The sequence below is a fragment of the Paraneptunicella aestuarii genome, assembly GCF_019900845.1.
GTDB lineage: Bacteria > Pseudomonadota > Gammaproteobacteria > Enterobacterales > Alteromonadaceae > Paraneptunicella > Paraneptunicella aestuarii.
Map to the genome: position 1 here is coordinate 3,335,949 of NZ_CP074570.1, position 20,541 is coordinate 3,356,489.

At 42.4% G+C, this 20,541-nt stretch carries 16 protein-coding genes; 3 read left to right on the forward strand and 13 right to left on the reverse strand.

Going from position 1 to position 20,541, the window contains the following annotated elements; genetic code table 11:
* Nucleotides 1-5 precede the first annotated feature (5 nt).
* Both KIH87_RS12610 and dbpA read left to right on the forward strand, forming a co-directional pair.
* The gene (locus tag KIH87_RS12610) at nt 6-2,021 is read left to right on the forward strand and encodes a hypothetical protein (RefSeq protein WP_232358221.1); all 2,016 of its coding nucleotides are present in this window, start codon (nt 6-8) and stop codon (nt 2,019-2,021) included.
* A gap of 442 nt (nt 2,022-2,463) precedes the next feature.
* Complete coding sequence (gene dbpA, locus KIH87_RS12615; RefSeq protein ID WP_232358222.1) at nt 2,464-3,840, forward strand: ATP-dependent RNA helicase DbpA; 1,377 nt, start codon at nt 2,464-2,466, stop codon at nt 3,838-3,840.
* A 335-nt stretch (nt 3,841-4,175) separates the two neighbouring features.
* On the opposite strand, the gene KIH87_RS12620 is transcribed toward dbpA, so the two are convergent.
* Complete coding sequence (locus KIH87_RS12620) at nt 4,176-6,560, reverse strand: choice-of-anchor D domain-containing protein (protein WP_232358223.1); 2,385 nt, start codon at nt 6,558-6,560, stop codon at nt 4,176-4,178.
* 817 nt (nt 6,561-7,377) lie between these two features.
* On the opposite strand from KIH87_RS12620, the gene KIH87_RS12625 reads away from it, so the two are divergent.
* Nucleotides 7,378-7,569 (forward strand): hypothetical protein, encoded by a 192-nt coding sequence (locus KIH87_RS12625; protein ID WP_232358224.1) that lies wholly within the window; start codon nt 7,378-7,380, stop codon nt 7,567-7,569.
* Between the two features lie 52 nt (nt 7,570-7,621).
* Here KIH87_RS12625 and KIH87_RS12630 read toward each other — a convergent pair whose 3' ends face one another.
* From KIH87_RS12630 to KIH87_RS12685, 12 genes are all read right to left on the reverse strand, one after another.
* Nucleotides 7,622-8,041, reverse strand: a complete 420-nt coding sequence (locus KIH87_RS12630) for a hypothetical protein (protein WP_232358225.1) — start codon at nt 8,039-8,041, stop codon at nt 7,622-7,624.
* Nucleotides 8,034-8,390 carry a hypothetical protein gene (locus KIH87_RS12635; RefSeq protein ID WP_232358226.1) on the reverse strand — a complete coding sequence of 119 codons (357 nt, stop codon included), beginning with the start codon at nt 8,388-8,390 and terminating at the stop codon, nt 8,034-8,036. The genes KIH87_RS12630 and KIH87_RS12635 overlap by 8 nt, the downstream gene beginning before the upstream one ends.
* A 760-nt stretch (nt 8,391-9,150) precedes the next feature.
* Entirely contained in the window at nt 9,151-9,603 is a 453-nt protein-coding gene (locus tag KIH87_RS12640; RefSeq protein ID WP_232358227.1) for a hypothetical protein, read from the reverse strand.
* Between the two features lie 11 nt (nt 9,604-9,614).
* On the reverse strand, nt 9,615-10,787 hold the full coding sequence (locus tag KIH87_RS12645) for a hypothetical protein (protein ID WP_232358228.1): 1,173 nt from the start codon (nt 10,785-10,787) through the stop codon (nt 9,615-9,617).
* 160 nt (nt 10,788-10,947) lie between these two features.
* Nucleotides 10,948-11,526 carry a hypothetical protein gene (locus KIH87_RS12650; RefSeq protein ID WP_232358229.1) on the reverse strand — a complete coding sequence of 193 codons (579 nt, stop codon included), beginning with the start codon at nt 11,524-11,526 and terminating at the stop codon, nt 10,948-10,950.
* 19 nt (nt 11,527-11,545) lie between these two features.
* A complete protein-coding gene (locus KIH87_RS12655; protein ID WP_232358230.1) occupies nt 11,546-13,201 on the reverse strand; it encodes a hypothetical protein in 1,656 nt (551 codons plus the stop codon).
* A 260-nt stretch (nt 13,202-13,461) separates the two neighbouring features.
* Nucleotides 13,462-14,031, reverse strand: coding sequence for a hypothetical protein (locus KIH87_RS12660; protein ID WP_232358231.1), 570 nt, complete (start codon nt 14,029-14,031; stop codon nt 13,462-13,464).
* Nucleotides 14,032-14,067: 36 nt separating this feature from the next.
* A complete protein-coding gene (locus KIH87_RS12665; protein ID WP_232358232.1) occupies nt 14,068-16,239 on the reverse strand; it encodes a hypothetical protein in 2,172 nt (723 codons plus the stop codon).
* 463 nt (nt 16,240-16,702) lie between these two features.
* Complete coding sequence (locus KIH87_RS12670) at nt 16,703-16,969, reverse strand: hypothetical protein (protein ID WP_232358233.1); 267 nt, start codon at nt 16,967-16,969, stop codon at nt 16,703-16,705.
* A complete protein-coding gene (locus KIH87_RS12675; protein ID WP_232358234.1) occupies nt 16,969-17,436 on the reverse strand; it encodes a polymorphic toxin type 46 domain-containing protein in 468 nt (155 codons plus the stop codon). Before KIH87_RS12675 ends, KIH87_RS12670 begins: the two co-directional genes overlap by 1 nt.
* 81 nt (nt 17,437-17,517) lie before the next feature.
* The gene (locus KIH87_RS12680) at nt 17,518-18,027 is read right to left on the reverse strand and encodes an ankyrin repeat domain-containing protein (protein WP_232358235.1); all 510 of its coding nucleotides are present in this window, start codon (nt 18,025-18,027) and stop codon (nt 17,518-17,520) included.
* 2 nt (nt 18,028-18,029) lie between these two features.
* Nucleotides 18,030-20,396 carry an AHH domain-containing protein gene (locus tag KIH87_RS12685; protein WP_232358236.1) on the reverse strand — a complete coding sequence of 789 codons (2,367 nt, stop codon included), beginning with the start codon at nt 20,394-20,396 and terminating at the stop codon, nt 18,030-18,032.
* Nucleotides 20,397-20,541 lie beyond the last annotated feature (145 nt).

A 20,541-nucleotide genomic window follows, 5' to 3' on the forward strand; every position in this document is an offset into this window, starting at 1 on the left:
CGACTATGAAACATCTCATCATCACTTCAATTGCCTACGTTGCCCTTGTAACCGGCAAATATGCATCTGCTGAAATCGAGAACTCTGATACTTCGACCATACCAATCTTGTTCTACGCAGACCAAAACAGCTATCAAGCCCTGTCTCCCTGGTATTCATTTCTCTATCAGGATCAACAAATTAAATTGCAGACCTGCCCGGAACAGGCATGCATTCAATCACTACAATTTACCGATATTGAAAATACTGAACCATTTTCAGGCAGTGATTATCAACCCAGTTACCAAGGTCAACCCGGCAATATCAAACAGCTGGAAACCTACTCACAGCTCAACCTTGGAAGCGCCAGCAACAACGCGCTTCATGCCAGTGGTAACCAGCGCAGAATACTGTTTACATTACAGGTATCAAGCCAGCCAGCAACACTGGCTTTTGAATTCAATGACAGCTACGAAGCCCTATTTTCCGAAGATCAGTTATCGTTAACACGCACTCATGAAGCCTGTGCAACACTTTGCGAAACCACATGGCAAGCATTCAATGTAGACAGAGATGGGCGTTACACACCAGCCCGGTTTATTACAACTGAATCAGGTGGATGGCGCATTGAAAGCAGCAAAGATTCAACCCGCATTGAACTGACCACATTGATAGGCGAGTATCAACAGCCATCAAAGCATTATCACAGCGACCAAACCACGCAATCCAGTTACAAACTAGATGAAGACAGCATGGTCATTTCATATCATCAAGGCCAACTTCAAAGGCATCACCTAATAGGAAATGAAGTGATGGGTCTGGGAGAAAATACCTGGTTGCTAAAACAGAAAGGACTTAATCAAAAAGAACCTGAACAAGAAGAAATTCTACTTACCGATCACAACGCTGAAATATTAGCCAAGCGCCCGATGTCTGAGCTAAAACTACCAAAATTTTTTGATAGCCATCTGGATAAAGGCAGAGTGTACCTGTTAGGACTGGCTCCCGTGGACGCCAAAGATATTCCAAGCCAACAAACCATTATGACCCAATATCCAGCGAAGCACTCAAACACCATGGTCACCACACAACTTTTGGAGCTTGACGGTAACCTGTCTCTGGTTTCGGCAACCACGATCTACCTGCCCGACACCGAATTGGCACAAGTAAAGATAACGCCTGAACCCTGGGGAATTCTGGTTGGTACTGGTGAGATCTCGGTAAGCTCAATCAGCCATACTTACCAAACGAATCAATCATCATCTGCCATGTCATCAGGCTGCCCAATGATGAACGACGGCTACGGCTATGGATTACTATGCTGGAAAGCCCTAAACAACCCGACATTAACCTATACACCAAGCAATGCCAGCGGCATGATCCCAACCTTCGTTGTTGACAATACAACACCAGCGCTAATTAATAACCTGGAAAACAACCAGCACGGCGTAATCTTTAAAAATGGTTCTACACCTGTTGACCCCAATGGTACCTGGACGCACCCCAACAATGCCGCTTCCAGCAAAGAAAATCTGGCACTGGCAATTGCCATGTATCATCATCGCTGGTCTTCACCAGTAGCAGCCAATATTGTTTATCCGGCGGGAAGTACACCTCATCCTGTGATGTTTAGAAAAGTGGAATACGAAGCCGCCAACACCGACAACCTGCCACATAAAATCTGTAGCAATTTCGCCGCCAGCTCGGGCTACGCAGAATATCAGGCCGCCAATGCCTGCATGGGGCAACTGAACTTTGGCTTATTCACACTTAAAACCCTGACATTCGACCGCTGGCAAGGCAGCACTTACCTTCCCAATAACACAATAAACGGCTCAGATAATACCTGGTTCCCATGGTTCACCAATTATGTTGGCGACCCACCGGAAACAGATCCATTCCAACAGGCCGCCAGTAATGAAATGATTGCTCGTATCAAATTTCACGCTGGAGAATTTGGTCGCATCAACCAAGACACGTACATTAATGGTCAACTCTTTAGTCAAGGCAGCGTTAACGGCTATTACCTCTGCGATCACTAACCTTTTGTGTTCTGACGAAAACACTTCGTGATTAATTCAACAGACTCCTCAGCGTTCGCGGGGGAGTCTCGCTGCTCATGACAACAAATCACCTACGGAAATTTATCGCAGACTCGACGTAAATCCATCCCTGGAGTCTCCACAGCCGCTTCCCTGCGGCTGAGGGTCTGCTCACTACTTTCTGTAGGTTAGTGACTGATTATTTACAGTACCCATTTAACTGTATCAACAAACCTTTAATAGAACTCTCACTTCATCGAACGCTTGAAAAAGATTTTCCAAATCTCAAATAGCAATTAGCTCCCTTGTTATCACCACGGTTGTGAACCATAATAGCCGCTCGCTGGATAATGCTTGGTTAATGCCTAATTAATGCCTAATTAATGCAAAAAACCTGCGAACGACATCATCTTAAAGCGCCTTTCATTTAAAAGTGGTCACTGTGAATAAATCTTTTTCCTCTCTTAACTTACATACGCCTTTGCTAAAAAACCTCGAAACCATGGGGTTCAGCGAAATGACAGAGATTCAAGCCAAAAGCTTGCCGCTGATATTAAAAGGCAAAGACGTCGTGGCAAAAGCCAAAACTGGTAGTGGTAAAACGGTCGCTTTTGCGCTTGGACTGCTAAGTCGCCTGGAAGTTGAAAGGTTCCGTATACAGGCTTTGGTGATGTGCCCAACCCGAGAGCTTGCAGAACAAGTCGCTCAAGAGATCCGCACGGTAGGCAGAATGATCGAGAATATGAAGGTACTAACCCTATGTGGCGGCACTCCCATGGGGCCGCAAATCGCGTCTTTGTCACATGGAGCGCATATTATTGTCGGCACACCGGGTCGCATAATGGATCACTTACTCCATCGTCGATTAAATCTGAATGATGTGAATACGCTCGTGTTGGACGAAGCGGATCGTATGTTAGATATGGGCTTTGAAGAAGAAATGGAGACCGTCATTAGAAATGTCCCCGTAGCCAGACAAACGTTATTATTTTCAGCTACCTACCCTGACGAAATTCGCAATATCAGTGTTCGCATCCAGAAAAATCCGGTTGATGTGACCCTTGAAGCCACACATGACACCAGTAAAATCCAGCAACTTTTTTATGAAGTAGAAGACGCTCACCGCATCAAAGCGACAGCGGCTTTACTTACTCACTTCCAACCTGAGTCCAGCATCATCTTCTGTAATACCAGACAAGCCTGTCAGGAAGTGGCAGACGAACTATGCGAGCTAGGCTTCTCAGCATTAGCTCTACACGGCGACATGGAGCAAAAAGAACGTAATCAAGTATTGGTTCAATTTGCCAACAAGAGCGTGTCGGTACTGGTCGCAACCGACGTTGCCTCAAGAGGGTTAGATGTGAAAGAAATCGGAGCGGTTATTAGCTATCAGATAACCCCCGACCCAGAAGTACACATTCATCGAATTGGCAGAACTGGAAGAGCCGACGCCGAAGGACTCGCCCTTACATTATGCGCACCTAGCGAGATCGCCCGAGCCAACGCCATTGAGGATTATCAGAAATCCAAAATAAAATGGACAGGCATACAAGCCGTTAGATTCCATGCTAACCGCATCGTCCAGCCAGAATATAAAACCCTGTGCATTGATGGTGGCAAAAAAGCCAAATTAAGACCAGGTGATATCTTGGGAGCCCTCACCAAAGACGCCGAAGTTCCCGGCGACGATGTCGGAAAAATCAACGTTACCGCCACACACAGCTACGTTGCCGTTAAGTTACGCAGCGTAAAACGCAGCCTCAAACAATTTAATGAAGGCAAAATGAAAGGCCGGAAATTTAAAGCGCGCAAGCTTTGAGGTAATGGGGGTGAGTTAATTGATGCTTTGTCGAAAAACTCATTCTTGGTAACCTACAAATAATTACAAAGACACCCATCATAGGCTTTTTCATTTCCCGGATTTATTTTGACCCACTTTATTTTTTAGATGGCTGTCCTTGTTCTCAGTCCTTTTCTCAATAGAGGGATGTTGTGTACCAATAATAACTACATAGCGTAATTAAAAAGCCCCCCACTCTACGCTCGCCTCTTCATTAAACACCCATTTAAATATTGGCTGCTAAAAACAACAATGCCGCTCACTTTATGTGAACGGCATCGTCATAAACGAGTTTTTATTCCATTAAAACTTCATCAATTAACAGTGAGTTGTGATGAGGCTATTTGAGTTGATTTATGATTTGAGTTCTCATGCATCAGTTTATAATCGGTAATTTCAGGATTTTGATCCTGGAACAAATCTTGAGCAAAGGCATAAGCAACTGGTTGATAAACAAGCTCTACCGTCACTGAATAGGTATCCGCTGCTAACCCAGAAATTTGATAAGTGACTTGGTCACCACCTCCGGTAAAGCTTGCGTCGTTTAACGCTAAACCGGCAACCGCGACATCGGAAGGCGCTGTGGTTTTGTTAAAACCATTGGGCAGAATGCGGTTATCTTTTAAGTAGGTCATCCCTCTCAACAGCGTATAAGTCACTTCTCCCAGATTATTCCCCATAATTGACTCATAAACCTGTACCTGATCAGGGCTAGTAATAACGTCGTAATGTGGTTCATAGTTTGCCAGATTCAGGTCTGCATCGACTCCCACTACACTGCCATCCAGGTTAACTTTGCCGGATTCAAAAACGATATCATCATTACTATTACGCACCACTGTATGCACAATAATGCGTCTTGAAGGGTAGGATGTCGGGAGTTTATGACCCGTTTGACTTGTTATTGACACCAAAAATGACAAGGTATTATTTGCAAACTGAGGTTGATCAATACTCACACTTGCAGAGCCTTTTAACATGTCATCGGTTTTTGCGATGGTTTCCTCAAAGTTGTTTGAAAGAATTCCCAACTGACTTTTATAGGTATTAAAAATATCTAACATAAACTTGTTTGCACCAATGAAGTCATGCACAGCGAAATTATCGCGCAAGGCATTTACCCAAAATGGATTTGATGCCATTACCACTCCATCGGCTCTTGACATGTGGCAGTCCTGACAACTTTGCTGATTTGCATAATCACTATGCAACCATTCGGTATAAGGCATTTGCTCAGGGAATTCTTCTTCCGGTGTTTGACTCAAGATAGTGCCATTTTCATCAACAAATGGCGTTTTCAAATTATGACAGGTTGCACAAAGTTCAGACTGTTTAACATGCCCACTAAATACTGGTGTATAACCCGTATTATTTATCATCGGCTGCGCGGTAATATTATCGAAAGGCCCAAAAATTGTTTTGGTATTATTAATCTCAAACTTACCTGTAAACCCTTGCAATGTGCCCAACTTGGTGCTGTCGTTCACTTGGTGACATAAAGTACAACTGGCACCATCCATCGCTTCATTATGACGAGGAGCAAGCATGTCCAAAATACCATTATTCAACACCGTCAAAGTTTCATTATTTTGCTTAGCTTCTTCATTAGCCATAGGAGCATGACAACGAGTACATTTGTCGTTAAGAATACCTTCCAAGTGAGAGTTACGATTAACTTCTGATCTTAGTTTTGCTCGCCAAAGCGGGTCTCGAGCCGCATTCGCCATCATACTTGATGACCAATCAGTTTGAATGGAAACGTCCTTACCGCCACTATCAGTTATACCGTTATGACACCCTGAACAGTTAGCTGAGCCACTAAAATGTTGTGATGTAAATGCAGGATCACCACCAGACAAAGCAGGCAATGAGAAATTAGGATGCAACATTCCATTGCCAGTTAAGTTCATTACGATATTAGCTTCATCTGCATCATTTGATGTGATATTCAACGAACTTGTGAAGTTACCTACTGTTGTCGGATTAAATCGAACAACGACAGTACAACTGTTACCTCCGGCTACTGATTGATTTGAACAGGTATCACTCAATAACGTATAGGGTGTCGATGTGCCAGTAATGCTGCCTAACACTAAATCGGCATTACCGTCATTGGCGATAGTGAAAGTGATATCTTTGTTAGTGTTGACGATAACACTGCCGAAGTTCTCAACACCAGTGACAGTAATCTCTGGGGCTCCAATCCCTGTAGATGTGCCAGAAACCGTAATGTTGTCGCCAAGACAATGTTCACTCATAAGGTTTCCATTGCCGGTATAACGCAACTGAACATTAGCATTATCATCCAGTCCAGTTGAGATTGTTCCTGAACTAAACTGACTATCATCCTGACCATCCGTTTTTGATATAACAGTTTGCCAGTTATTACCACCATCCACAGAAACCTCTGCGGTACAGACCTCACCAACCTCAAGAAGTTTGGCAGCCAGAAACATTGTTAAACTAACATTGACATATCCTGCCGTCGATATGGTCTTATATGATGACGAAATTCTTCTTAATCTTAATGCATTGGTGTCAATAGCGACCAAGCCATCCACATCAACGCTATCACCAACTTGAGTCCATCCATTCAGACTGCCATTTTCAAAATTTTCTGTATAAATTGTTGATGCTTCAGCACTAAACACTCCTGAAAGCATTGTTGTACTTATCATCATTATTTGTAATAACTTCATCCTATTCACCACGATTAGGTATTAACAATATGATTTATAGAATTTTTTAGGCAACAGGAGAAACACATTACTTTCATAAACAATTGCTATTGTTTAGTGACCTTACGCAGCGCAAATAACGAATGTTATGAATGTCCGCTAACGATGAATACCTTAAAAAATCTGTATAGCATAGCGCCACAAAACAACATTCATTTTCGTTTTAACGTGAGTTGTAACATGGCAAACATAAACATTACGCTTATTACTTCGTCAGTATAGAACCAGTGTAAGAATATGAATGGAGCCAGCTTTCTCATCAACAATGTTGCAATTTATTTCGTTTATTTTAATTTTATAAAAGCCAAATTCTTTTTAAATCATAGCCTTAATAATTTCACTCCAGGATATTTTGGAAATAACCACCGGTAAAATTATAAACCTCATAGTAAATATGAATCAGCGCACTTAACATGCGACGAATTGTCGCACTGAGCTGTAGTAACAGATTCCGAATTGAAAGGAATGGAATTGCTTTGATTATCGCAGTTTGATTTGGTACTGATGAAAACGAGTGAGCGCCCCAAATAAATGTCATTTCGGAATTTAATAACTTTTCAAATGGCTGTCTTTGTATTTCACCAAAGGTATCGGCCAGTATTCACCATAGTACAAAAGGCCCAAATAAAACTAACCAACCAATGCAACAAAACAACAATGCAAGAATAAAAATTACAAAGACACCCATCATAGACTTTTTCATTTCCCGGATTTATTTTGACCCACTTTATTTTTTTAGATGGCTGTCCTTGTTCTCACACTGGACGTGATCAAGAACATGGCCATTGCGATTGACGTGACCACGGATGCGCTCATTTTTGATAGCACAGACAGAAGCCCAGATGATGAGCTAAGGCTGCAATTTGAAGCACTCAAGGGGTTTACCCCTGAAGAGAAAAAGGTGGCTAAAACCGTACTGGAGAGCTTGATCTTACAGCATGATGCTAAGCGGTTTTCATCAGCAGGATAAAGCGGCTAAGAAGAATTAGCCGCTTATGAGACATGGTTAAAATTGATAGAAGTTAAATACCTCTTCCTGATTCAAACGTAAGGTAGACAGAGATAAAAAATAAAACCAAAGAGCTAACCGCTGGAATCAGTAAATACTTTTGATCGTATTTATCTAAATTATCCATACTAATTTCTGGGTACTTATCCCCATAGCCAAGGTTACTTTTATCTTTTATACACACCACATAAAAGACGAATAATGTTATCAACGGTCCAATAAACAGCATTGGAGCGCCTAACTCTGTCTTATAAATCATCAGCCCCATAAACTCAATATCAAAAAACACCCCCATTAAGAACAGTAACGAGGTAACAAAAAAGAACCCTGTCACACACAATCCAATGAGAGCTGAAACGACTAAAAAACCATCTCCATTTTTTTTGACTTTTAGATAAGCCACATAAAACATTAATTCTAAGTATTTAGTCATTGCCTATCACCTTGTGAAACGCTTCTTCTGTTGACGTTCTCCATGGGTTTAAGAATGAATCACCACCAAAACTAGTTGCAGCAAAATATGTTAGAGCAACACCTGCCCCTATTGGGCCACCAAAAACACCTATATAAGTCATGGCTGCATCTGTCGCTACTTTCGTGCCGTTATAAACATAACTAGAAGTTCGAATTTCACCAGTATCTTGATATTCAGCTACTAGTTTAGTAGTTGCTTCTGTTGCTGACAGCACCACTCCTGTCGCTGCTAACCCTTTGCCTGCTAGCTGTCCAACTTTGGTCAATGTGCCACCAGACTTATATGTCAAGAGAGTTGTATCAGCCATTCGTTTACCTGAATTTAGAGGTTCCAGTAACCAAGTATTACTAGCTAACCCAACCACTGAAGGGTTAAATGCTGCTTGGCTTCCAAATCTAAATCCGGGCAAATGCTCAGCTAAATCAGAGAAGGTAGATAGGTAGGTAACAGTCTTATCATTAATTAATTACAAAGATAATTAATTACAAAGACACCCATCATAGACTTTTGCATTGCCCGGATTTATTTTGCTCCGCTTTATTTTTAGATGGCTGTCCTTGTTCTCGGATGTTCTTCTCTCAGATGGGTGTCTTTGTATTTCTTCTGGAACGTATAGGTATCGAAGAATCCAATTGGCTAACACTCACTACAGAGTTTGAACAGCATTTCAGTCACGCTGTTGGTGCAGAATCCTTTCTAAGGTCATTTAAAGAAAATACTGATTGTAAACGAATATCCGGAATATCTGCTGCCAAGAAACTACTCAGAACAGCCTGACTTCATTTAAAAGCCACCACTGCTACCTGTTAACCGAACCAGACAAATTCTGGAGCCTTATTGCATCCGAAATACAGATAATTCCCCTAATTTTCAACCAATACACCCGTTTCTAAATAAAAACAGCCCCAAATCAATAAAGTAACCTTTTCATTGAGCTGATTTTCTCCACTTTATTTTTTAGGTGGCTATCCTTGATTCCTTGCCCGGATTTATTTTGCTCCGATTAATTTTTCAGATGGCTGTCCTTGTTCTCAGTCCTCGATCCCATCCTTATATTTCTGTTAGGTTTACCCCAATAGTTTCTTTGTATCAGTTATAAAACCGCTAAACTTGCAATGGAATCCATCATCAAGTGACTCGATATTGAGGAACGAGTTTACAATGTAGGTTTTTTTACCCACCAATAACTCGCCTGTAGAAAGCACATAACCTAAGAATTCACTTGGCAATTCCTCTAAAACAACTTCTTCGAACAATTTTCTATTTTTTTTCAAAATATCCTTAAGTGAGGGAAAGCTTTCCTGTCTAAGCTTAAGGTAAACATCCTCCACATCTTCACCATCTTCAAAAGCTTCCCGCTCTTTTCTTATGAAGTCGTCGTAATATTCCGAAAACAGCTCCAGAACTTGATCATCCCCAATGGTTGCAGAACAAATTATAGAGTTGCCAAGTGGTTTTCCAAACCCTACTTCATTTACAACAACGTTATAGTCGCCTAATTTACCTTTTAACTCATTCATAATTAGTTACTCTATCTTCCCGGAGGAACAAACTTAACGGTTCCATTTGGGTTTATTGAGATATATCCAGACGGCACAAATGGTTGACCAGCTTGTGACAGTGGATATGTTCTTTTTCCTGACAACTGGAAAAAGTCTTGAGGGCTTGTTATTAAACCACTTTTTGGTTTGTTGCCTGTGACAATCCTTATTCCTCTTTCTGAGCGTAACTCACCTGCATTGTCAAAGTTGTTCAGTATCCTTTTTACTTGGCCACTACTTATTTCATTATTAAAACCAATATCAAGATCACTATCTACTCTATTTATTGGGCCGCCAAATTGACTTCGCACCCTGCTACCACCTATGACAACTTCAGCTGGGTTTTTAAGGTTAAATGCAGAGTCTAATAGAGCTTGCGCTTGATTTACAGACAGACCGGGTAACGAATCGGACAATAAAGTAGCTTGTTCTAATCTACTATTTAAAACAACTGTTCTTTCAGTCAGAGCTGGATTGTTGAGCCTTCTATTAGCAACGAGTAAATCATTTGCTTTAGATAAGCCTTTCGCTCCTGCTAATAATATCCCTTCTCCACCGACAAAAAACGATGTTACTCCACCTAACTGCCTACCACCAGCTTGTTGTATTGTTGTCGGTGCATCAAGGAATGAATGCGTTTCTGCCGTAAACGGATTAAACAAACCATTACCACTGTAATAGTGTGCAGCCTGGAATATTGGATTGATAGCTGCCAAAGCCATTCCAGTAAACTGCAATCCTTGATAAATACCATCAGCAAAGCCTTCTAAAACACCAACCCCCATATCACCTAATGTGCCAAATTGCTTCATTCGCTCATAGGACAAGTCACTAAAATAGTTACCTATCTGTTTACCTGTCATTTGATTACTCAGTCGGGTTAATCTATTGGTGGAATTAATCTGGTAACTCGCCTGCCCTCTGGCATAACCATCTATAAACGATTGTTCAATTTGACTTGCCGCAATTTCTCTTCTGTCGATATAGCTTTGAGTTTGAACTGCACCAGCATAATTTGCTAACTGCGAACCAACCGAACCTAATGTAGCAGTCTCAAGTCCTGCATAACTTAACGAGAACAGTTCAACTTCCTGTGATGATATCGGTGCATTGGCTATGATTTCTAAAGCTCCGTCTGTTCGCTCTTGGAAAGCGTCCTGCATACCATCAACAAACCCTTGGTTATTGTCTCTGGCAGCGGCATCATAGGCTGCCCCTATCTTTTTACCAAACGCTTCAATATTTCCTTGAAGTTGAGCAGCTTCGGTTTGCCCCCTAACAATACTATTCCCAATCGCATTGCCAAAGGCATCGGCCGAGACGTTAGCTTATGTCTACACAAAGCTTATTTGCTTTATCAAGTATTCGCAGAAGTGCCCAACCAAGCGCAAGCAAACAAATCATTAACACGGATATAGCAAAGTGACCTTTCAACAGCATCGCTAAGATACCAATTGAGAGTACCGCAATTAATACCTTTGCTTGATTCACAAAAGAAGACAGGTTTTTCTTTCTGCAATATCGCGCAAGAAACTTTGCATAAATGGGGGCTGGTTGCTCAGTTAATCTTACTTTTTTGCCTTTATTCAGAGTGTTGTTAAGAGTTAACCCATATAATAAAAAGATAAAGAACAACCCAGATGAAACAACAACTTCTGCCCAAAATGGTCCTAATGCATCAACTAAAAAAATCAAATGAATCCCCCCAAAAGCTGAGAGCAAAAGGGACATTTCAACAATCTTCTTAGTTAATTTTTCATGCGACTTTTTGGACAAGAGATAGCTATTCATGGAATAAAAAAATCCGCCGAATACAACGATATCTGTTTCTTGAAAACCGAAGTAGCTCTTAAGGTCTTTAAGAGCTTTTTCTCTCGCTTCAGTAATCCATGCTAACTCCATGGAAGCATACCTTTATAACTTATTGGAACCACCCAATTACCTCTCTAGTAGAATTTGTCACAAAATTATTCACAGCAGTACCTGCCCCACTAAATGTATATGTTACAGCACCAACTACTGCTCCGATAGCGGCCCCGGGAACAGCACCAACTCCACCGAACAAGGCTCCAATACCAGCACCTACTGCTGCACTTTTACCAATAACATAGGCACCTGTGCCCAACTCTGCGGCTGTTCCAAGTGCCCTACTTCCTACGTTTAGAGAAGTTTCTGAAGCTGTTAAATTGTTTTCATACGCAAAATAGGCTTCCTCTCCCAATTGACTAGCCGCGTAAACTCCGGGTAGAACTCGGGCTGAGACTTTCGCTCCTTGATATATTGGATTGCGATTCAAGTCAGCAAGGATTTGCAACGACTTAGCATTTGAAATAGGAGCATAGGTTTCGGCTATTGTTGTCAGCGGTACACCAACATTCTTCAATTGATTGGAGCGAAGAACATTCACAGGCTGATGCAATGCTTTCTCTACCGCGAGAAGCGCATTGGTTCTTGGTAAAGCTTCCAAGCCTACCTGTAGGCTGGTACTAACAGCTCCAGCCTGATCAACATAGGTGGAAACTGGAGAAACCCCATTTTTACGATCATCAAATAAGCTTGCAAAAGCATTATACGAATCTGAGGCTGATTGGCTAAAATCGTTAATGGTAGTGTGTAGCGCTTGACCTCTAGCAATTCCATCAGCCCACACACTTCTTTCGTAGCTAGCTTGAGCATAAACACTAACAGCAATCTCTGTAGAACTTAATCCAGAAACCGGTCTATTATTCACACCGGCAAGATAACTATTTTCACCTCTCGCAACCCCAGCATCAAATGATTGCTGGATGCGTTCAGCGGCTGCCTGTCTAGCTTGTAAGCTCTGACTCGCCAAAATATTTCCATGGTGTCTGTAAGCTGCGCTCTGAGAAACAAAATCAGAAGCACGTTGTGCAGAAGCATTTTGATTAGCTGCAATCACTTCATCAAAATCTGCATTCTGCTGCGCTTGCTGGGCCTCAGTCCTAGCCGCAAGGTTATCAGCACCTTGTTGCTCAACTTCACCTAGAATTCTCGCATTCGTTTCATTAATGCTGGAAGTGACAGAATTACCTACATTGTCACTGATTGATTGACCAATTGACGCTAGCGGATCAGAAGTATTACCTCCCACCGTCGTACCACTAGGTTTACCTGCTTTATCACCACCGCCCACTTGCGGTTTCGACTGAGATGCTCTTACTATCGAGTTACCAATCGCATTGCCAAATGCATCCGTAGCGACATTCTCAAAGTTCCAACTTCCCTTGTTGAAAAAGCCTTTCTTAATTCCATAACTAATACCCGCTCTGGCAAAACCGCCAACAATATCTGAAGCAAACTCTCCCTTTAACAATCCGCCTTCAGATATTGGGCCACCGTCTAGATTCAATTCTGAAGCAATAGCAGCTGTACCTATTGATGCCGCCACATTTGCCCAGGAAAATCCACTTGGATTACCTACCAATTTGTTAGCTGCTGCACTCGTCACAGCACTGGTAGCTGCCAATATCGCTTTTCCGCCAGTAGTTAATGTCGCCTTACTTCCTTCTTTGGCTATCTCTGTAAATGTCGAGGCTTCGGTACCACCTACCCCCAAATAGGAACCAACTCCTGCAGTTATACCAGCGGTAAAACCAGAAACAAGAGCACTGCCAAAGTCAAAGCCGTCCTGACCCCCTAATAGATTTCCAGCCGCTTGACCTGCTAATGACCCTACAAAACCTCCCGCAGCGGCGGCAGCAATCCCGGTTGCTCCAGCAACACCTCCCGTTAATGCTGTTCCACCAGCAAGAAGTAATTCGCCAGTCCTTGTTCTTCTCTCAGATGGGTGTCTTTGTATTTTATTTGACTATTTGACTAATCATAGGTCGCGATACCACTCTCTTTCACGACGATATCTTTATCAGGGTAATAAACACTATGATATTTACGGCTCATGGACTTATTTGAGCCAGTGATATCTACTTCATACAAGTAAAGCGGCTTATTAGCCCCCGGAATATTACGCTGATAAAGTTCTTGATAAAAATCCGTATACCCTTTTAAGCGTTGGTCGATTATTCGCTTGTCACCATTATCAAAATGCAAAATAAATCCGGGATGAGGTGCGGCCATCACCTGCAACTGTACCTTCATAAATTCTATTCTTTTTAATGATGACCAAGAATATTGTTTATTACTTTTGGCAAAAGTTAAACCGTATTGATCCGTGGTGATAAAAAGCGTCCTTCCCTGCCATAAAGCCTTAACTGCAACCAGCAGACACAGCAGAGCACTGCTCCCAAAGAAAAAATGAAACTCCCAATCCCCCCCTTTATTCACACTATATGCCAATAAACCTAAACAAAGTGAGAATGGAAAAGCTACTTTTTTAATAGCCTCCGGCAAATTTACCTCTGTTAATTTATATCGCTTTTGGTATTTCATATTCCATGCCTTTTTAACCGGTTCCTCATATACAAACTAAAACTTAAATATGTTTGAAAACTCACTATGCAATATTCCTCCGCTAATTCCAGCAACAGTGCTTGCCGCCAACGGCCTAAATGTTGTGCTCTGAGGGGTAACAATCAAACCTTTCGGAGCATACACCCCAAGCATTTTATTTGCCCCAAAAGTAGCGGCACCGCCTATTGCCCCAGCAAGTAATACTTTACTAATATTGAAATCATCACCATTAATACGTTGGCTAATAATCTCTGAAGCCACTCCTCCATAAATCCCACCAACTACTGGTTGTAATACTGGTGATGCAAAACTGCCAACTGAGTTACCGATCGCACCACCAATAAATCCAGCGCCAAAAGCTCTACTAGCACTACCAACATCCCCTTTTATCGAATAATCCACCCATGCACTGGTGCTTCCATTCAACAATCCAGCCTGTACATTTGGATTAGCCAATGCGTCACCTGATAGTCTGGCAACCGGTGCCAGCATATTTCCAGCTCTGGATAATGTCGATGTTAGGGTCTTGCTAAACCCTTGCGTAGTAAAACTTGCACTGTTAAGAATGGTATTCTGTGCTCCACGATGTGCCAACTGTACTTCAAGGAAATTGACTGGCCTTGAAACATTCAATAGAGAACCTCTTACGCCATTAGCTGCAACATTTTGACCTATGTTTGTAAACGAAGTTCTAATTGATTGCCCCGCAGATAGCAATCCTCGCCCAAGTGATGACAAACCTGACGCTGTCAGACTACCAAGTGCGACCAAGTCACCAACCAACAATGGCAAAGAAACAGCACCTGCAACAACTCCCAAAGCCGCAGCATTAAGCTCAGCCTGCGTTTGCGCTCCAACTCCATATGCAAATGATAAACGCGTTGCATCATCATTTAAGTCAACTTTAAATCCTTGAGACCGAGCATTGAAATTATTCGTATCCAAACGGGCAGCTGCATCTCCTCTTTCAAACCTTGCCTTTTGAATTGCTCCAAATGCATCTACCTGTCCCCTTACTTCTGCTCTGAAGTTTGCTTGTGCAGATAACAAGTTATCAAATTGACGAGTCAGAGCCTGACTATAACCGACTGAGCGATTAGCAACATATCCCCCAAAAGCACTTTCAGCAAATGAAGTGAAACTTCCTCCTTCAGAGCCTCCACTTCCTCCATTTCCGTCTCCACCAGAAAGATTAGCAATAAGTGCATCAGTAGAGACATCCAAATTCAGGTTGACAGCTTCATTAGCCCTACGCGTTATTGTACGTTCCGTTGCTGCATTTTGCAGATTTTGATTGATCCGTTGATTCACACTCACTGATGCATCATGCGTTGTTCTTGCATCAAACTCAGCCAAATCTTTTAAGGTTTTGCTATCAAGTGTTTGTCCCCTAACAATACTATTCCCAATCGCATTGCCAAATACATCGGTAGCGACATTCTCAAAGTTCCAGCTTCCCTTGTTGAAAAAGCCTTTCTTAATTCCATAACTAATACCCGCTCTGGCAAAACCGCCAATAAGATCTGACGGGAATGAACCATCCTTAATCGCACCATCGAACAAAGGTCCACCGTCTAGATTCAATTCTGAAGCAATAGCAGCTGTACCTATTGATGCCGCCACATTTGCCCAGGAAAATCCACTTGGATTACCTACCAATTTGTTAGCTGCTGCACTCGTCACAGCACTGGTAGCTGCCAATATCGCTTTTCCGCCAGTAGTTAATGTCGCCTTACTTCCTTCTTTGGCTATCTCTGTAAATGTCGAGGCTTCGGTACCACCTACCCCCAAATAGGAACCAACTCCTGCAGTTATACCAGCGGTAAAACCAGAAACAAGAGCACTGCCAAAGTCAAAGCCGTCCTGAACCCCTAATAAATTTCCAGCCGCTTGACCTGCTAATGACCCAACAAAACCTCCTGCAGCCGCGGCAGCAATCCCGGTTGCTCCAGCAACACCTCCCGTTAATGCTGTTCCACCAGCAAGAAGTAATTCGCCAAAAGTTGAATACGCAAGCCCTGAAAGTGCTCCAGCCGTAGCCAATGACGCTACAACTGTGATTGCAACAATAAGCACCATTGCTACAACATTGCACCCCGCCTCAGATGGTGGTGGCACATAAGGTAATGAAGGGGTTGTGCTGCCAATCTTGTCAACAATGCTGTCTGGTTTGAAATTATCAAACAAAAAATTACAAAGACACCCATCATAGACTTTTTCATTGCCCGGATTTATTTTGCTCCGCTTTATTTTTTAGGTGGCTGTCCTTATTCTCCTACGCTCGAACAACTGCAACCATTGCTCTTTGCTACGTTTGGGCATGGGATAACCTCCTGAGTGTGATGGTCAGGAGGAGAGTTTAAACGGATGAATGGTTAATTGAAGGTGTGGTTGCCTAGACGCTTACAGTGAATTACCCGCACGAAAAGCGGATAGTGGCCTGACCGATTTACTCCCCTGGAATGTGAGTTTAAACGACGTTAAATAAAACAACAGGTGTGGTTGCCGAGACGCTTACTGATCACCGATAACAAGCTGGATAGCTCTTACCTACAACTGGATGAAGCCATCCAGATTGTGGATAAGATCATTGATGATGGGTTTAAAGCAGCGGCTCAATAGAGCCGCCTTTCAGTACGGATTTACCAAATCAACAATTACGATTCCTTTGATTGCTTAATTCATATGAGACTTTATGTAATAGCTCCGCTAAATCTTTATCGAATGTTTCAATATCTCTGGCCGCTACTTGTCCTATAGTCATATTTCCATGATCAATTGGAGTCCCCTCTTTCTCAGCCTCGATCAAGCTTTCTAGCTGTAATATCACTTCATTTAGAGGGAACATATAAGGAGCATTTTCTAACGCCCTCTTCGCTTCTATCAAAGCAGTTTGAAATAACTCTATGCGGTTCATTAATTACCTCTAAACGATTTGGATGTTGTAAAGAATTGCATTCCCCCTCCCGGAGCATCTATTTTCCAGTCATAGGATTTCATTGACCAATGATCTATTGTTGATGCTGCCGTTGAACGTAATGCTTTAACATCACTCGTAGTAACATAGTTCGTTGCTACCCTTCCCGATGTATAAAAGCCTAGTGTATTACCCGGAGTTCCCGGTAGAGCAAAGTAATTACCCATAGGGGCTTCGGGAATTTGGAATTGAATTAAATCAGTACCCGGATTCAAAGTTACTACATCGACAGGTGCCTTGAAGTCAATCCCTTTGAGGTGATCAGCCGTAGCCTCTATTGAATATCCACTCTCTTGATAAAAGCTGGTCGCAAGCCCTTTCCTTTCAGTTATTAGCCTTTGTTGGAAATTAATATCTAATTTACCAATATTGCCAGTTCCCAATGCAGCAAAGGTCGCTCCAGCCAAAGCATCACCAAAGAATGTCCCCGCAGCAGCCCCGAACCCATCTGCTTCATAGATGCCTGAGTAGTAATCCCTTTGCAGTACTTAACCGCATCCTTCATAAGTAGTAATCATATCCGCTATTTCTTGACTACCTCGCTCCAAGGCAAATTCAATTGCCCCCATATCAGTCATATTCTCCCCTGTATATTTTATTTTGGTATCTATACCTCTGTCTAAGAGGAGCTTAGCTATTTCAATATGATTTCCATATATGGAAGCAAATAAAGGATTTCTAGTTGGGTCACTAACATCCATGTCAGCTCCAGCTTTGAGTAACTTTTCTACTATCTCTTTCTTTCCTTTTGAACACGCCGTGTTCAAGGCGCTTCCTCCAAGAGTTCCTCCCTTAACATTTAAGTCAAATCCATTAGCAATTAAATAGTCAACAACAGAAACTGCTCCACTTGAGGCTGCTATATGCAACCAAGAACCAAATGGGGTGATAAAATTCATTAAGCTTTTATCATCTGACAAAAGTTCTATAAATGATTCCAAATCATCCTTTTCAACAGCTAACTTTATTTTTCTAGCCAAATCCAAATCTATACTCATTATTACCTTCTTCTAGCGGCCAATTCGCCTAGTTCTTGTAATGTATTGACAATATCTTCTCTTGTTCCACCAAAACTCTTAACTGCATTAAGCTGATCAACAACGTTTTGCAACGCATCGATTCCATGCTGACCCTTAATACGATTCGGTGCCCAAACTAAGTTCTCAACACCTAATATTGGGTCAATATCATACTCCCTCAATATTTCTTGACCTTGGTTTACTAGAGCTTGCTGCTTATTACCCAATCCTTTCTTAAACAATATATGATGTGCATGGGGATCAACCATTCCTTGAGGAGCTGGACCAATTTTTGATTTCAAATAAGAACCGAAGTCAAAGTTCTCAAATAAATTCCCCCCATTGATACCTAGCACACCGGGGCGTGGCACAAACACATCTGTGGCATCCCATAAATATCTCGCTGACTGACCAACTGTAGGCCCAAAGTTGCCAATCCTAGTTAGACTTGCTCCCGTCAGTCCTGCTGCAACATTCAGTAATGCTTGTTCATCCCCTGACAACACAGCATTGATTCCATTTCCAACAACGCCAATGGGATCGGATACAAGTTCTCCAATACCACTGTAAAACCCGCTACGAACGTCAGAACTAGTAAAGGTTCTACCTAAACCAATAACACCATCAGCAATTGTATCTCCCAGCCTCAGTCCCGCGTAAGCTGCTGCTCCAGCTCTAAGGAATTTCGAATCGGTCGATGCTCCAAATGTATTGACGTCTTCTATAACACCATCAAGGAAGTTCCCCGCACTCGCTAGCATATTGTCAACGCCATCTAATGCGCCATTGAAATTAAATGCATCAGAGACGCTGTTAGATACCATCAGGGGCGTAAGTTGGAACAATCTAGGCTGAGCAATCGCAGAACGATGTGTAGTGATATAACGACCTCGAGCCAAGACTTGTTGAGATGTTTGCTCTAGTTGCTGCGCAAATTCGGCTTGTCTTTGCTGAGTGCGAAGTACATACAATGCAGAATTTAAATCTAAACCTGCACCACTGTAGCGACCATCATCAATGAAGGCATTTATTTCTGTTTGTAGAGAACGTGCCCCCGCTTCAAGGTTAAAGAAAGCTTCCGCACCTTGCCCGTTTGTTATTGCAATCGCTTTCGCAAAGGCATTTGCTTCTCCCGAAGCATCTCGAACGCTAATTCCCGAAATAGCGCTTATTTCATCTATAGCCTGTTGGGCTGTTACTTGATCATTTAAATTCGCAGCGCTAGAAAGGATAACAGCTTCACCACTAGAGCCGCCTGAACTAGAGCCACGATCTCCACCACCTACTTTCGGTTTAGGTTGGCTTGCCGCAACAATGGCATTACCAATCGCATTGCCAAAGGCATCGGCAGCGACCTGGGCATAATCAACTTTCCCGCCTACACCCAGTGCGCGTCTGGCATGCATTCCGATCGTTCCAGAAACAACCCCAGATATTAAATCGCCTTCAAATGAATTAGTCAAATCCAGAGAATCAGATACGCTATTTCCGATGTACTGAGCAATTGGCTCAGCCGCTGCTGATGCAGCTACCTCAGCCCAGGAAAAATGAGCAGGCTCTCCAATCAATTTCCTCGCTGTATAATTTGCTCCATAACGAATAGCTCCTTTTGCAAGAAGTTTTCCAGCATCAGCTAATCCAAAATCATCATAATTAATATTCAGATCACCGACAATTCCTTGAGTTATTCCCGCTGTAAAAGCAGACACAAACACGCTCTCTACATTGAACCCATCCTGTACACCCAACGCAATCCCTGTTACCTGCGCAGCTGCATTACCAGCCGCAGCGCCTACAGCGGCTCCTAATGCGCTACTCTTCAAAGCTTCTCCAGCAGCTGGAGTTACATAAACAGATACAATGATCGCCACAACCACAATAATGATAGTAGCAACAGCATTACAACCAGCATCTGGAGGCGGAGGCGGTACATAAGGCAGTGCAGGTGTAGTATCACCTATCTTGTCGATGATGCTGTCAGGTTTAAAATTATCAAACTGGTTTTCATTAGTTTGGCGTTGAGGTATTTCAAGAATCTGTCCAGAGGTCAGTTGTGAAGTACCGTCATCAAGTTGCAAGCCATTAACATCAGCCAGAATATACCAATAATCACTGTTACCGTAAAATAACGTCGCTATCTGGCGAAGAGTCTGACCCTCTTGCACGGTATAGCGTTGTGATGAACCTGGAGTATTTGTATTAATGCTCTCAAAATGTTGCGACTTAACGTGAATATCGCCATTCTCGTTAAACTCACCGATATATTGACGGTTCGTATAAAGATAGTGACTTGATGAGCCTTTATCCTTAACGTACTTAATTGTGTTGGCTATAGATGCATCACCCATTGGAACTCGATCTATAGGCTCAATATACTGAGTCGCTATTTGATTCCAATGGCTCTCCTTTTGTGTTCCGGTCTGTTTTTTAACCAAAAGTCCGTCAGCGGAATAATCAAAATAACGGGATTTAATGTCAAATCCCGTATTCCGA